Here is a 15,185-nt window from a genome sequence, read left to right as displayed (position 1 = left end):
TTATATTAATTAATTCTACTTGATATGTTGCTACTAAAATTCTCATTAAATCACCATTCTTTATATTCTATTTTATCTATTAAATATTCTTCATACCTTGCCATAACAAATAATAAATCTGATAATCTATTTATATATTTTAAAAGGTTTTCAGAAATATTATCCTTTTTTGAAAGGCTTACTATCCTTCTTTCCGCTCTTCTAACAATTGTTCGACATATATCCAATTTAGCAGATTCAATTGTATTACCTGTTAATACAAATCCTTTCAAATTTATCCTCTTTTCAAAAAATTTCACATATTGAGTTATTTTTTCAACATCTTCAGCATTTATTTTATACAAAAAATCTCTATTTTTAGACGCTAATTCTCCTGCAACTTTAAACAAATCATTTTGTATAATATTTATTATATTCTTCACTTTATATGATTTTACATAATGTTTGGCTTCTCCCAAAAAAGAGGATAATTCATCTATTGTTCCATAGGCTTCCACTCTTAAATCATCTTTAGAAACTCTTTCTCCTGACCATAAACTTGTTTTACCATTATCTCCTCCACCAGTGCTTATAGACATTGTTTTTCCTCCTTGTTCATTCTCTCTTATTTTATTATACCATTTTATATGTGAAAAATTAAGAACTTTTTTATTTTAAAAAATAAAAAAGCGGTTGCATAGCAACCGCTTGTATTATTCCTGTTCTGCTTTTTCCCTTTCTCTTTCTTGAATAATTTTCTGCTGAATATCCGGAGTTACTTCCTGATATGTTGAGAATTTCATTGTAAAATATCCTTTACCGCTCGTAATAGAACTTAATCTTGGAGAAAAGTCTAACATTTCAGCGAGAGGTATTTCTGCATCTATTCTATCCATTCCTCTACCCATTGATTGCATACCCATAGGTCTACCTCTTTTTGAAGAAATTTCTCCCATTACATCACCTGTATATTCTGTAGGAGTAAATACCTCTACTTTCATAATTGGTTCAAGAATTACTGGATTAGCATTTTTCATTCCATCTTTAAATGCCTGTCTTGCAGCAATCTGGAATGCAATATCTGATGAATCAACATCATGATAAGAACCATCAAACAATGTAACCTTTATATCTACAACTGGATATTCTGCAACAACACCTTTTTTCATTGCTTCTTTTATCCCTTTATCTACAGATGGTATAAAGTTCTTTGGTATTACTCCACCAACAATTTTATCAACAAATTCATATCCTTCTCCTCTTGGTAATGGCTCGATTTCTATTTTAACATGACCATATTGCCCATGACCACCTGTTTGTTTTTTGTGCTTATATTCTGCAACAACTTTTCTTCTTATGGTTTCTCTATATGCTATTTTCGGTTTTCCTACTTCCACATTTACCTTAAATGTTTTCTTTAATCTCTCAATCATAATTTCAAGATGTGTAGTTCCTAAACCTGATACGATTGTTTCTCCCGTTTCTGGATCAAATTCCAGGAAAATGTTGGATCGGATTCTTGCAATTTTGATAATGCATTATTAACCTTATCAATTTCATTTTTTGATGTTGGTTTCACCGATTTTGAAATCATTGGTTCTGGAAATTCCGGAACGTCAACTCTAATCAATCTTGAAGAATGTGCTACTGTATCATTTATTCTACTCTTTTTAAGTTTAGGAACAACAATTATATCTCCAACACCAGCTTCAGAAACTTCTTCATTTTTATCGAATCTTGGAATATATATGTGAGATACTTTTTCATTGGAATCTTCCTGAACTTCCACAAACGAATCTCCAGATTTCACTGTTCCAGATAAAACTCTAATATAAGTTAGTTTCCCAACAAATGGATCAACTGCATTTTTTACTACAAGTCCAACAAATGGTTCCTCTTCCTTGCCTAATATCTCAAATTCCTTGTCTTCTATTTTACCTTTAAATACTCTTTCAGAAGGATACATACCAACTAACCTAATCATCTCCATAAATCGATCTAATCCTATATTTTTTTCTGCTGATCCAACAACAATAGGAACAATCTCATCATCTTCAAAAGCCTGATGCAATGCTTTAAATACATTTTCTGGATTTAAAGCTTCTTCGCCTTCTTCCAGATATTTTTCCATCATTGCCTCATTTGTCTCTACTACATCTTCAATCAACTCTTGATGATAATCTTCATAATAAGTTTTTGACATTTCAGGGATTGTATTTAATTTTTTATCTTTCCCACTTTGATTCATTTCATATTCAAAAGCTTCATGGGTAATTAAATTAACTATTCCTTGAAATTCTGGCCCTTCACCAATAGGAACCTGTAGTGGTACTACTTTAACTCCATCTTCAAATGTTTCTTTTATTGATGAAACTAACTCACCAAAATTTACTCCTTCTTTATCCATTTGGTTTATAAATATAAAAATAGGTTTTTTATTTGCTCTTGCTATTTTCCATATCCTTTCAGTTGTAACTTCAATTCCAGAACTTGCATTTACTACCAATACCACATTATCAACTGCATTAATTGCTACATCAATATCACCAAGAAAATCTGACATACCTGGTGTATCAAAGAAGTAGAATCTTGTATCATTATAATCAACAGATACTACATGATTTGAAAATGTTGAACCCTTATCTTTTTCTACTTCTTCAGAATCCAGATATCTTTGACCTATTCTATCTGCTCCACTATAATTTTTTAATATAGCATCCATCAATGTGGTTTTCCCACATCCATGATGCCCAAAGAGCCCCACTATCCTTTTTTTATCTGGTTTAATATTAGCCATATAATACACCCCCACTGTAGAATATCTATTTTTTCTTAAATACCCCAAAAAGGCAGGAATTTTATTTCTCCAATTTTCAGATCTATAATTTAAAATCTTGCCGTTATAATAAAATATAGATGAACTTCCTCCATCAAGCATCATTGCTTGTTTTATATTTCCAATTTTTTCCAGTAATAATTGTGCCTCATCATAATTTATACCAGGATTGGATTCCATATAACCATCAACTACTATAAATAATACCATATTATTGTTATCAATTGCAACCATAGTTCTAGGCGTTTTTCGATTAATAATGCTTGATGAATAAGCGAGTTTCTCTTCTTTCAGCGCTTCTTGCATTAAATCATCGGTTATTACCAAAGGTCCACCTTCAACCATCTCTTTTATTGATATTTTCTGATTAATATCTATATTGAAAATAACTTCATCGCCTTCATTTATATCAGAAATATATTTTTCATATTTTTTATCAATCAGCAACAACCTCTGATCTTTAAGTGGCCTTTCTTTACCAATATGAACAATATAACCATTTTCTATAAGCAAAAAAATATAATCATCTTCACTTTCATTAATTTTACCCTTATATTTACTTGTATAAAGTTTAACATCCCTTTCCATGCAGTGTTTATTGCTTTTATCCAGAATGGAACATCTTTTACATATATTTTATATTCCATAACAACATCTTTTATTGTTGGATTATTATAATTATCAATAATAAAACATGGTCTTAAATATGAAGAAATATGCTGAATTTTACCTTCAGTTATAATTTTCCCAATTGGCTCTAACGTAGAAACATCAAAATATCCTGCATTTATTGCAAGCAGAGGCTTTGTTTCATTTAAAAATTTTTCTGCATCTTCTGGAGCACCTAAATTATTAAATAAAACTTTTATTTCAAGTTCTTTTGGATTTACTCTTGCAATATGAACAGGAATAATTCTCCCATTTAAATCTATCATTTTATTTTCCACTTTTAATAATTCAGTATCAAGGGTTATTTTTTCTTGATTATTATCAGTTTTTAATGGTTCAACATATGTATTTTGCTGCTTTTTTATTTCATTTAATTTTTGTTCTAAGGGAGAAGCCTGGGTGCTCTCTTCATTTTTTTTATTATTTTCATTGGGCTTCGTTTTATTGCTTTCTTTATTTTCAGTAGTTTTGCTCTCATTTGTATTTATTTTGGATTCATTTAAAGTAAATATAATACTTCTCTTGGATATAGTCATATCATAACTTTCAAAATTTTTTATAGTATATTTTATTATATTATCTGATACTACCTTATAATCAATATCTTTTGGTACTGGAAATTCATTTATCGCTGGAAAAACTAAAAAACCATCTTTCTCGATTTTAAGCATTTTTTTATTAATTAAATGACTTAACGTAAAAATAATTTTATTGAAAGAATATTCTATTTTAATCACTCTAGGAACACTTTTATATGTAAATACATCATTATTTAATCTAAATGATTTAAGAGCAAAAAAATCTTTAATTGCATCCAACCATACATACAATTTATTGTTTTTTGATATTACAGCGGATGAATATGATCTATTAATATTAAAATTAACTCTTGCTGTTCCTTTTATTAAATCCAATTCTAAAATATCGTTATTTTTTGGATTTGATAGATAAACAATATTTTTAGAGGGGAACTGTTGAAGTTTAAAAAACTTCGCAAACTCTTCAATATCAACAAATATTTTATTTGAAAACGCCATGTCGGTAAATTCTGTGGATTCTTTTGTAATACCGATATAATAAACATTTGAAAAAGATAATATAGAAAACAGCAAAGTTAATATAAGAAACAATTTCTTATACATTATTTACCTCCTACTATTTTCTCATATATCAACTTCATTTTTTCTTCTTTTGGAGGATTATTTGTTATTTCATATGCTTCCTTTAATAAATTCAAGGCCTCTTCTACATTACTTTTGCTGGAAACATATAATTTTGCAATTGTGTCTCCTTCTGATACCTTAACTCCCAATTTTTTCAAAATCTTTATTCCAACAGAATAATCAATTTCATCCTCTTTTTTCTTTCTTCCTGCACCAAGAACCATTGAAGCTATCCCTATTTTCTCTGTATCTATATGAGAAATATATCCATCTTTTTCAGCTTTAAATTCTACTATTTCTTTTGAAATAGGCAAAATTTCTCCTGGATTATCAATTACTCTTTCATCTCCGCCCTGTGCCTTAATCCAATTTCTCATGATTTCCAAAGCTTTACCATTTGCAATATTATTTTTTAAAACTTCTACTGCTTCTTCATATGTATATAAACCCGATAAATCTAACATATTTGCTCCTAATTCTATACATAATTCGGTAAAATCATTAGGTCCTTTTCCTTTTAACGTTTCTATTGCTTCAAGAACTTCTAATGAATTACCCACATTGTCTCCTAAAGGTTGATCCATGTTTGTAACTAACGCTACAATTTTCCTATTATTTAATTCTGCAATTTCAACCATTGATTTCGCTAATTCAATAGCATCATCAATATTTTTCATAAAAGCTCCACTACCAGTTTTTACATCCAAAACAATACCATCTGAGCCTACAGCTAATTTTTTACTCATAATACTTGCTGAAATCAATGAAATTTCATCCACTGTAGCTGTAACATCCCTTAATGCATATATTTTTTTATCTGCTGGAGCAATATTACCAGTTTGACCTGCAACTACCATTCCTACCTCATTTGCAATTTTAAAAAATTCATCCTTAGAAATAGCTGTCTTAAAACCTGGTATTGCTTCTAATTTATCTATAGTTCCACCTGTATGACCTAACCCTCTACCTGATAATTTTGATACTTTTAATCCCGCAGAAGCAACTAATGGGCCTACTGCAAGTGTTGTTTTGTCTCCAACTCCTCCAGTTGAATGTTTGTCGATCTTTATTCCTTTTATACCAGATAAATCAATTATATCTCCACTATCTCTCATTACCATAGTTAAATGGTACCTTTCTTCTTTAGTCATACCATTAAAGAAAATAGCCATTAACCATGCTGAAATTTGATAATCTGGAATTTGCCCATTCACATAACCGTTAATCATAAATTCTATTTCTTCCTTGGTATTTATTTCACCATTTCTCTTTTTATAAATTATATCCACCGGTCTCATTCTTATTCCTCCCTTTAAACATAATTTTTACCAACGTTCCCTGATTCTCTTCACTATCAACTTCAATATATGCTCTATGTTTTTCTAATATTTGTTTTACTATATACAATCCAAGCCCTGTACCTGGAACCTGCCTTGTTCTTGATTTATCAACTCTATAAAAGAGATTGAATATCTTATTTCTCTCACGTTCAGGAATCCCTATTCCTGTATCCTCTACTTCTAAAATAACCTCATCATTTTCACTATATAATCTTATTTGTATTTCTTTTTTTCCAGAATCCTTTATATGGGTAAATTTTACAGCATTATCAAGAATATTATAGATCGCCTGCATTAATCTATCTTCATCACCAATTATCGTTAAATCTTCTTCAATTTCTAAACCAATATTTATGTCCATTTCCTTTGTTAAAGAATTAAAAATCATGTACATCTTTTTTAATAAATTTGATAGATTCACTTCTTTAAATTGATATTCATAATCTTTTCTTTCCAATCGGCTGATGTCCAATAAATCGTTTATTAGTCTTGTCAATCTTGAAGATTCATCTTCAATAATATTTAAAAATCTTAAAGCTTGAGGAGATAATTTTTCATTACTCATTAATAATGTTTCTGAATAGCCATGAATTACTGTTAATGGTGTTTTTAATTCATGGGACATTATAGTCAAAAACTCTCTCCTCATTAGATCTAATTCTTTCTCTTTAGTAATATCTCTTAATACTACGATCCTATAATTTTGATTTTTCTCCGACTCTAAAAAAATCTTTTTTATCTCACAATGAAAAAATGACTTTTTAGGGCTATATACTATAATTTCATCACTGATATTTTCGTCTAATCTATAACTTTTTAGTATTATATCTATTAAATTATGATCTTCTAATATCTCAGATAATGTTTTTCCTAAAAAATCTGATGTTATAAAAAGATTTTGAGCACTTTTATTAGCATAATCTAAAATTAATGTATCAGAAGATTCTGAATAAAAAACAAGCATAATAGCCTCAGTTATATTATTTAATACAGAATATATATTTTTTCTTTTCATTTTTTCAAAAAGCACTTTTTTATTTAAGTTATTAATCTTCTCTTCTAACGAATGGATCAAGTATTCAACTGCTGGGTCATTAGCACTAATAGACAACACTTTGGATATAGAATTTTTTAACTTATGATTTTCTTTTTTTATTTCCGCATAATTTGAGAAAAAAATATAAAAAACTATTAGGAATAATAATATTATTAATGCATAAAACATTTTATCACCTATTTCAAAAAAGCGACAGACTCATCTGTCGCTTTTTGTTTTTAGTAGTCCAATTTTTCTTTTCCAGGATCTCTAAATTTATATCCTTTTCCTCTTACTGTAATAATATATTTTGGATTCGATGGGTCTTCTTCTATTTTTGTTCTTAATCTTCTTATATGAACATCAACTGTTCTGGTATCTCCAAAGTAATCATAACCCCATAATTTATCTAATAAAACATCTCTACTAAATACTTTTCCTTCATTTTTAGCTAAGAATGTTAATAATTCAAATTCTAATGGTGTTAATTCTACAGGATTTCCTCTGATTAAAACTTCATATCTTTCTGTATCAATCTCTAAATCCTTAGCAATAATCTTTTTTGGTCCTTCTTCTTTTATTTGCATTGCTTGTTGTTGTCTTCTGAATATTGATTTTATTCTGGCAATTAATTCTCTTACATTAAATGGCTTTGTTACATAATCATCACTACCCAATTCCAAACCTGCAACCTTATCTGCTGGATCATCTTTAGCACTAAGAATTAAAACTGGAGCGTTTTTAAACTTTTCATTGCTTTTTACTGTTCTAATAAAATCAAAACCGTCCATAGAACCTGGTAACATAATATCTACGATGAAGAAATCTACCTCTTTTTCCTCAATCATTTTAACTGCTTCATCTGCATCTGAAGCTAAAACTACATCATAACCTTCTTTTGTAAGATTGAAATTCAGCATTTCAGAGATAGCTGGATCATCTTCAATAATCATAATAACTTTTTTACCCATTTTTGTTCCTCCCTTCAAAATATACAATTTAAATTAATTTTGATGATTTTTCATTAGTTTTTCTTTTTAAAGCTTTTTTATTCACTATAACTCTTTTAAATTCAGCCTCAGCAATCTTTTCCATTTCATCATAAACTTCAGCTAAAAATTTGATTCTATTTTCTTTTACATAAACAATTTTTAATTTTATAAATACTTTAAATCCATATGGTGTAGGTGCAATATGGTTAATCTTTGCAGAAGAAACTACTGCAACATGCTCTGGAATCAACGGTTCTAATAGTTCTGTTGAAGCCCTGAATATTTCTTCTAATAAAGCTGTTGTAGATAGCAGATGAAAATCTTTATATTCTTCTTTCTCTGACCATAAAAAACTTTCATCATTAACATTAAATGAAAAGTTATATTCCTTCCCCACCAGGTCCTCAATTTCTTTCCAAATCACCTCCATCATCTTCCACCTCCTCATTTGAGGATTCAACTTTTTTCACGCCCAATAATTCGTTTAGTTCATCTCCGCTTAATGTTTCTTTCTCAAGTAAAACATCGGCTATTTCATGTAATTTATCTATATTTTCCTCTAAAATACTCTTTGCTTTTTCATATGACTCAATTATAATTCTCTTTATTTCATTATCTATTTCATTAGCAGTCTCTTCACTATAATTTTTCATTTTTGCTAATTCTTTTCCAAGAAATACTTCTTCTTCTTCAGCTCCCCAGGCTATTGGACCCAATCTTTCACTCATACCAAACTTCAATATCATAATCCTTGCATATTCAGTGGCTTTTTGTAAATCATTTGCAGCCCCACTGGTTATCTGATTAAATACAAGTTCTTCTGCTGCTCTACCACCCAAAATTCCTGTTATTCTATCCAATATTTCTTCTTTAGTCATCAAATATTTATCTTCTAAAGGCAATTGTAATGTAAATCCTAACGCTTGATGCCCTCTTGGGACAATGGTAACCTTATGAACAGGATCTGCATTAGGCAATAATGAACCAACAATCGCATGTCCCAATTCATGATAAGCAATAATCTTTCTTGTTTTTTCTGAAATTACTCTACTTTTTCTCGCTGGCCCCGCTATAACCCTATCTATTGCTTCTTCTAATTCATTCATTTCAATAATTTTTTTATCTTTTCTTGCAGAGAGCAATGCAGCTTCATTTATTAAGTTTTCGAGATCTGCACCTGAAAAACCCGGTGTTCTTCGAGCTAATACTTCAACATCTACATTTGGTGATATTGGTTTACCTCTCATATGTATTTTCAATATTTGTTCTCTACCTTTAACATCTGGCATATCAAGTATAACCTTCTTATCAAATCTACCAGGTCTTAATAAAGCTTTATCAAGTATATCCGGCCTATTAGTTGCAGCCATTACAATAATACCAACCCTTGGATCAAACCCATCCATTTCAACAAGTAATTGGTTTAATGTTTGCTCTCTTTCATCATGTCCTCCACCTAATCCAGCCCCTCTTTGTCTTCCAACTGCATCAATTTCATCAATAAATATTATGGCAGGGGCATTAGCCTTGGCCTGTGCAAATAAATCTCTAACTCTTGCAGCTCCCACACCAACAAACAATTCAACAAAATCAGATCCACTAATATAAAAGAACGGCACTTTTGCTTCTCCAGCAACTGCTCTGGCAATTAAAGTTTTACCTGTACCAGGAGGTCCCACTAACAAAATACCTTTTGGCATTCTAGCTCCCATTTTATTAAATGCCTGTGGATTTTTTAAGAATTTCACTATATCTATTAATTCTTCTTTAGCTTCATCAACCCCTGCAACGTCATTAAAGGTTATTTTTTCCTTTTCAGGATCATATTTCCTTGCAGGACTTTTTGTGAAATTCATTCCCTGCGGTCCCCGACCTGTTAATGGTCTTAACATCATCATCCATAAGAATATCAAAATAATAAATGGAATAACATAACTTAAAATACCATATAACCAACCCGATGTAACATCTTGCTTAAAATCTACCTCTATGTTTTTTTCTATTAATTTATCAACAAAATTAGCATCTCTTAATATTACAGGCGCAAATAATTCGTATGTTTGTCCATCTATAGTTTTCACATTAATACTACCGGTGTCCTTCACTAAAACTTTTGAAATCTTTCCACGATTAACTAAATCAACAAATTCTGTATAACTAATGGTTAAACTCGATGTGTCTACTGTCATTCCTCTTATAATAAAAAATATTATAAGTCCTATAACAAAGTAAACAGCAACAATTCCAAGTAATCTTTTTCTATTATTGCTATTTGGTCCTTTATTTTCCGCCAAGAGAATTTACCTCCTTTGATATATAAAGCATATTTTTTTCTTTTTTTAACAATATATTATTAATTTTCCTTTTACCTTTTGACTTCATACATAATATTTTTTCAACTTCTTTTTTTGATGGTGGCAATTCATTTAAATTTAAAAAAATCATTCTTAATATTTCTTTATCTAAATAATCGCTTTTTAACATAAATTTATACACATTATCCTCAACCCAAACACGCTCTTCATATATACTATTAAGAAAAGCTCTATACTCCCAGCTTATCTCTGCAAATCTGAAAATAGCATCTTCATATTTTTCGTTTATTTCACATAGCTTAGGTAATATTTCATGCCTTATTTTATTCCTTGCATATTTTGTATCATAATTCGATTCATCGATAACATATTTAACATTGTTAATTGTAACATATTTTTCCAGATTTTCAAAATTTAAACTTAATATCGGTCTTGTAACATTTTTGTATATTGGTAGTATACCAGCAATTCCAAAAATACCCGTTCCCTTAGTTAATCTATATATTACAGTTTCCGATAAGTCTCTTGAATAATGTGCAATAGCTATTTTATTATATTTTTTTGCTTCTAAAATTTCATTAAAAAATTCATATCTTAATTTTCTTGCTGCTTCTTCAATTCCTAACTTGTTTGTTATAGCATAAGTTTTTACATCCATTTTTTTTGAATAAAATGGGATACTCCTCTTTCTACATTCTTTTTCTACAAATTTTTCTTCTTCATCCGCTGTATCTCTTAAGGAATGATTAAAATGTGCTACCCCCAGAGAAATGCTTAGATTATCTTTAAGTTTAAATAATATATCCATCATTACCATGGAGTCTCTTCCACCAGAAACTCCTAATAATACCCTATCCCCTTCTTCATACATATTATATTTTCTTATAAATCTTAACACCTCATATTCTAATTTCATCTTTACATCTCCTATCTTAAATAATTATAACATATTTTCTTTATTTATTTTAAAAACATCAACAAATAAAAAAATTCTCCTGAAAGGAGAATTTTAGTTTAATATTTTTACCAAAAATATCTTAAAATTTTTGTGAAGCAAAAGTTCTGGAGCCGGTGAAGGGAATCGAACCCCCAACCTACTCATTACGAATGAGCCGCTCTACCGTTGAGCTACACCGGCATAATGCAACACAAGATATTATATATTTTTAATTTAAAAATGTCAAGACTTTTTTAAATTTTTATGGTATAATTTTGAGAAAGGAGGGATTTTTTTATGTCATTTAATAAAATTAAAATTTATGATTCTACCAATTTATCTAAGGAATTACTAAACATTTTTTTATTTGAATATGTGCCCAATATAAATACCGCTGAAATAGTGATTTCAAATAAACACGAAGAAACAAGTAAAACTTATATTTTATTAAAAAATGAACAACTAAATTTAATTGAAAATAATCATAATCTTTTTGTATGCGAATTTTCCAGCGAGAATTTTCAAATTATTTTATTAAAATTATTATCCAAAATTTTTGGCGAAAAACCTTTTGAGCTTTTATATTTATTGGAAGATAAAAGAAAAGAAGTAGCTGAATTTATAAAAAACTTAATAGTTTTATTTGAAGTAGAAGATAAAAGAAACAGTATGAGTCATACACAAAGAGTTGCATTTTATTCTAAAAAATTTGCTGAATATTTAAAATGGTCCGAAGATAAAATAAAGCTTATTTATGATTTAGCTATGTTACATGATGTAGGAAGAATAGGAATAGAACAACTAATGCTTTTTTCAAAAACACGCGTTTATGATCTGGAAGAATGGGATTTAGAGCATACAGTTGCTGGATCAATTTTTTTAGCAAATAGAAAAGAATTATGGTATGCTATGGATGTAGTTAGATCACATCATGAATACTGGGATGGAACGGGATACCCTGATCATTTAAAAGGAGATGAAATACCATATATGGCCAGATTTATAGGTATTATAGATTGGTTTGACTGGGCTACACATACTGCTACATCTGAACATTTTGGCATATTAACTCCTGAAGAATCAATAGAGTATGTAGAATTTAATCTTGGTAAAAAATTTGACCCTATTCTGGGAAAAGAATTCATTAATTTTATTAAAGATTATCTATCCAAGGAAAAATTTGTATAATTAAAACAACCTGGTATCAAATACGGATACCAGGTTGTTTTTTTAAATATAAGATTCCGTTTTATTAAAAACTCTGTCGTTCTCTTTAGATACAATTTCACCATATAATGGACCAGCTGAAATTTTATTTATTTTTATTTTTACAAATTTACCTATCAAAGATTCATCACTTTCAAAGATTACCACTTTATTGTTTATAGTCCTTCCAAGATATGCTCCTGATTTAGTTTTATTTTCTTGAATTACGGTAACTATTTTATCTAAATATTTTTCATTTTCTTCATGATTAATTTGTTTTTGAATATTCATAAGATATTGAAATCTTTTGTTTTTTATTCTTTTTGGTATATCATCTTCATAATATTTGGCTGAAATTGTTCCTTCCCTTGGAGAATATTCTGCAATATTTAATCTTTCATATCTAATTTTTTTTACCAGGTCTACAGTGTCCATAAAATCTTCATCTGTCTCTCCTGGAAATCCTACAATAATATCTCCAGATATAGTAACTTTAGGAACTGTATTTTTTATTTTTTCAATTAAATCGATATAAAACTCTCTTGTATATCTTCTATTCATTTTCTTTAAAATATTATTGCTTCCCGCCTGAACAGGTAAATGAAAATTTTTTGCTGCTTTAGAATTATTTGCAACTTCTTCAATTAATTTATCGGTTATATCAGTTGGATAAGAAGTTAAAAACCATATTCTTTTTATAGATTTAAATTTCGATGCTTCACGTATTAATATATCTAATTTAGGTTTTTTATCTCCAAAATCTTTTCCATACGAGTCAACATTTTGACCTAAAAAGGTTATTTCTCTATAATTATTATCGTTATAATATTTTACTTCTTTGAGAATATCTTCTATGGGTCTACTCTTTTCAAAATGTCTTGTATATGGTACTATACAATATGTACAGTATTTATTACACCCATAAATAATATTTATCCATCCGTGATGTTTGCTATATGGATGTTTTGGCAATTCTGCTGTTATTTTATCAAAATTATCCGAAAAATCCGCAAATCTTTTATCTTTTTTAGCCTTATCATATAAATTCTTTATATCCATATAATTTCTTGTACCAAAAACAAAATTTACTCCATGAAATCTGTTTAATATATTTTTCTTTTCTTTTTCTGCCACACATCCACCTACAGCTATAACTAAATCTTCTCGTTTTTTCTTTAATTTTTCATAATGACCAATTGCTCCATACAGCTTATGCTCTGCTTTTTCTCTTACTGCACAACTGTTTAAAATAATAAAATCTGCTTCTTGTGGATTTTCTGTCCATTCGAAGCCCTCTTTTTCCAATACTCCTGTCATAATTTCAGATTCATTTACATTCATCTGACAGCCAAATGTTTTAATATAAAATTTCACTTTTTTCACCTCCAAAATTCATAAATAAAAAAGGGGATACCCCCTTATTATTCTCAATTACTCTTCTTCCTCAACGACTTCTCCATATTTTTCTTCTGCTTCTACTTTTGCTTTTGTTACTTCTTCAACAGCATCTATAACTTCTTCTTCAGATTCTGATGAAACTGGTTCTTCTCCCATTCTTCCTTCTCTACCTTCAATATATGCATCTGCAATTTTTGAAGTAATTAATTTTATTGCTCTAATAGCATCATCATTTCCAGGGATTACAATATCTATTGGATCTGGATCACAATTTGTATCTACCAATGCAATTACAGGAAGACCTAACATATTTGCTTCTGCAACAGCTATTTGTTCTTTTCTTGGATCAATTAAGAATAATAAATCCGGGATTTTTTTCATTCCTCTTAAACCACCAAGGTTTTTGTCTAATTTTTCGTACATCTTTTTAATTTTACTTTGTTCTTTTTTAGGTAATTTTTCAAATTCTTCTGAATTTACAAATTCATCTAATTCTTCTAACTTTTTAATTCTTTTTTTGATTGTTGGGAAGTTTGTTAATAATCCACCCAACCATCTGTTATTTACATAATATGCTCCTGCTCTTTTTGCTTCATCAGCAATAATTTGCTGTGCCTGTTTTTTCGTTCCAACAAATAAGATCACTTTACCTTCTGCTGCCTGATCTCTAACAAATTCATATGCTTCTTCTACCGCTTTTAAAGATTTTTGTAAATCAATAATGTAAATACCTTTTCTTTCTGTAAAAATATATGGTTTCATCTTTGGGTTCCATCTTCTTGTTCTATGCCCAAAGTGAACACCTGCTTCTAAAAGTTGTTTCATACTGATAACTGACATACCAACACCTCCAGTTTTTGGTTTTTACCTCCACCGCCCTACGTTTCCGACCTATTGCAGGCACCGAGGAAACTGCATAACGGTGTGTGAGGTTTTATTTTAATTCCTCAATATTAATTCTCTCTACTTCACTCCATAAACCTTCTAAATCATAAAAATCCCTTGCATTTTCAGTAAATAGATGAACAACTATACTTCCACCATCAATTATTAACCATTCATAACCTTTATCTTTATCATAATATAATAATTCGTGACCTTTTTCTTTAAATTTTTCTACGACTGTATCTCTTAAAGCATTTAAATGCGTTTCAGAATTACCCGTAGCAATAATAAAATAATCTACTAATAATGGAGATTCTTTCATATTTAAAATCTTAATATCAATACCATCTTTTTCATCCAATACTTTCACTATTTCTTTTGTTAATTCAAAAATCTCCTCTTCTGATTTTATATTCACTAATTTTCACC

General features: G+C 29.2%; 12 protein-coding genes, 1 tRNA gene and 2 pseudogenes. 1 reads left to right on the top strand and 14 read right to left on the bottom strand.

Going from position 1 to position 15,185, the window contains the following annotated elements; genetic code table 11:
* Positions 1 to 50: 50 nt before the first annotated feature.
* The 11 genes and pseudogenes from DJ007_RS12580 to DJ007_RS12530 all read right to left on the bottom strand — a co-directional run bounded on the left by DJ007_RS12580 (position 51) and on the right by DJ007_RS12530 (position 11,468).
* Positions 51 to 578 carry a cob(I)yrinic acid a,c-diamide adenosyltransferase gene (locus DJ007_RS12580; RefSeq protein WP_129409896.1) on the bottom strand — a complete coding sequence of 176 codons (528 nt, stop codon included), beginning with the start codon at positions 576 to 578 and terminating at the stop codon, positions 51 to 53.
* A 114-nt stretch (positions 579 to 692) separates the two neighbouring features.
* A pseudogene (gene fusA, locus DJ007_RS20565) lies at positions 693 to 2,776 on the bottom strand (elongation factor G).
* Positions 2,777 to 2,833: 57 nt separating this feature from the next.
* Positions 2,834 to 3,403 (bottom strand): annotated as a pseudogene (locus DJ007_RS20560) (phosphodiester glycosidase family protein); the annotation flags it as partial.
* Positions 3,319 to 4,626, bottom strand: coding sequence for a hypothetical protein (locus DJ007_RS12565; protein ID WP_129409895.1), 1,308 nt, complete (start codon positions 4,624 to 4,626; stop codon positions 3,319 to 3,321). The gene DJ007_RS12565 and the pseudogene DJ007_RS20560, both read right to left, overlap by 85 nt.
* Positions 4,626 to 5,945: a thymidine phosphorylase gene (locus tag DJ007_RS12560; protein WP_129409894.1), complete on the bottom strand. Its 1,320-nt coding sequence runs from the start codon at positions 5,943 to 5,945 to the stop codon at positions 4,626 to 4,628. The genes DJ007_RS12565 and DJ007_RS12560 overlap by 1 nt, the downstream gene beginning before the upstream one ends.
* Positions 5,920 to 7,212 (bottom strand): sensor histidine kinase, encoded by a 1,293-nt coding sequence (locus tag DJ007_RS12555; RefSeq protein ID WP_129409893.1) that lies wholly within the window; start codon positions 7,210 to 7,212, stop codon positions 5,920 to 5,922. The genes DJ007_RS12560 and DJ007_RS12555 overlap by 26 nt, the downstream gene beginning before the upstream one ends.
* A gap of 50 nt (positions 7,213 to 7,262) precedes the next feature.
* Positions 7,263 to 7,994 (bottom strand): response regulator transcription factor, encoded by a 732-nt coding sequence (locus tag DJ007_RS12550; protein WP_129409892.1) that lies wholly within the window; start codon positions 7,992 to 7,994, stop codon positions 7,263 to 7,265.
* Between the two features lie 28 nt (positions 7,995 to 8,022).
* The gene (locus tag DJ007_RS12545; RefSeq protein ID WP_165974172.1) at positions 8,023 to 8,448 is read right to left on the bottom strand and encodes a thioesterase family protein; all 426 of its coding nucleotides are present in this window, start codon (positions 8,446 to 8,448) and stop codon (positions 8,023 to 8,025) included.
* On the bottom strand, positions 8,420 to 10,309 hold the full coding sequence (ftsH, locus tag DJ007_RS12540; RefSeq protein WP_129409890.1) for an ATP-dependent zinc metalloprotease FtsH: 1,890 nt from the start codon (positions 10,307 to 10,309) through the stop codon (positions 8,420 to 8,422). Before ftsH ends, DJ007_RS12545 begins: the two co-directional genes overlap by 29 nt.
* Positions 10,296 to 11,246, bottom strand: a complete 951-nt coding sequence (gene tilS / locus DJ007_RS12535; RefSeq protein WP_129409889.1) for a tRNA lysidine(34) synthetase TilS — start codon at positions 11,244 to 11,246, stop codon at positions 10,296 to 10,298. Before tilS ends, ftsH begins: the two co-directional genes overlap by 14 nt.
* A gap of 147 nt (positions 11,247 to 11,393) precedes the next feature.
* Positions 11,394 to 11,468, bottom strand: a tRNA-Thr gene (locus DJ007_RS12530).
* 96 nt (positions 11,469 to 11,564) lie between these two features.
* Here DJ007_RS12530 and DJ007_RS12525 point away from each other — a divergent pair.
* The gene (locus tag DJ007_RS12525) at positions 11,565 to 12,455 is read left to right on the top strand and encodes an HD-GYP domain-containing protein (protein ID WP_129409888.1); all 891 of its coding nucleotides are present in this window, start codon (positions 11,565 to 11,567) and stop codon (positions 12,453 to 12,455) included.
* Between the two features lie 42 nt (positions 12,456 to 12,497).
* On the opposite strand, the gene miaB is transcribed toward DJ007_RS12525, so the two are convergent.
* The 3 genes from miaB to rsfS all read right to left on the bottom strand — a co-directional run bounded on the left by miaB (position 12,498) and on the right by rsfS (position 15,174).
* Positions 12,498 to 13,847: a tRNA (N6-isopentenyl adenosine(37)-C2)-methylthiotransferase MiaB gene (miaB, locus tag DJ007_RS12520; protein WP_129409887.1), complete on the bottom strand. Its 1,350-nt coding sequence runs from the start codon at positions 13,845 to 13,847 to the stop codon at positions 12,498 to 12,500.
* 57 nt (positions 13,848 to 13,904) lie between these two features.
* Positions 13,905 to 14,711, bottom strand: coding sequence for a 30S ribosomal protein S2 (gene rpsB / locus DJ007_RS12515; protein ID WP_129409886.1), 807 nt, complete (start codon positions 14,709 to 14,711; stop codon positions 13,905 to 13,907).
* A gap of 94 nt (positions 14,712 to 14,805) precedes the next feature.
* On the bottom strand, positions 14,806 to 15,174 hold the full coding sequence (rsfS, locus tag DJ007_RS12510; RefSeq protein ID WP_129409885.1) for a ribosome silencing factor: 369 nt from the start codon (positions 15,172 to 15,174) through the stop codon (positions 14,806 to 14,808).
* Between the last annotated feature and the right edge of the window lie 11 nt (positions 15,175 to 15,185).

Source organism: Marinitoga lauensis, from assembly GCF_004135675.1.
Lineage (GTDB): Bacteria > Thermotogota > Thermotogae > Petrotogales > Petrotogaceae > Marinitoga > Marinitoga lauensis.
This window is presented reverse-complemented; position numbering and strand designations above follow the sequence as displayed.

What these genes read in the sequence shown, in the direction of transcription:
- tilS (WP_129409889.1), bottom strand. Translation starts at nt 11,246, where the DNA reads ATGAAATTAGAATATGAGGTGTTAAGATTTATAAGAAAATATAATATG.
- DJ007_RS12525 (WP_129409888.1), top strand. Translation starts at nt 11,565, where the DNA reads ATGTCATTTAATAAAATTAAAATTTATGATTCTACCAATTTATCTAAG.
- DJ007_RS12545 (WP_165974172.1), bottom strand. Translation starts at nt 8,448, where the DNA reads ATGATGGAGGTGATTTGGAAAGAAATTGAGGACCTGGTGGGGAAGGAA.
- DJ007_RS12555 (WP_129409893.1), bottom strand. Translation starts at nt 7,212, where the DNA reads ATGTTTTATGCATTAATAATATTATTATTCCTAATAGTTTTTTATATT.
- DJ007_RS12560 (WP_129409894.1), bottom strand. Translation starts at nt 5,945, where the DNA reads ATGAGACCGGTGGATATAATTTATAAAAAGAGAAATGGTGAAATAAAT.
- DJ007_RS12580 (WP_129409896.1), bottom strand. Translation starts at nt 578, where the DNA reads ATGTCTATAAGCACTGGTGGAGGAGATAATGGTAAAACAAGTTTATGG.
- DJ007_RS12565 (WP_129409895.1), bottom strand. Translation starts at nt 4,626, where the DNA reads ATGTATAAGAAATTGTTTCTTATATTAACTTTGCTGTTTTCTATATTA.
- rpsB (WP_129409886.1), bottom strand. Translation starts at nt 14,711, where the DNA reads ATGTCAGTTATCAGTATGAAACAACTTTTAGAAGCAGGTGTTCACTTT.
- DJ007_RS12550 (WP_129409892.1), bottom strand. Translation starts at nt 7,994, where the DNA reads ATGGGTAAAAAAGTTATTATGATTATTGAAGATGATCCAGCTATCTCT.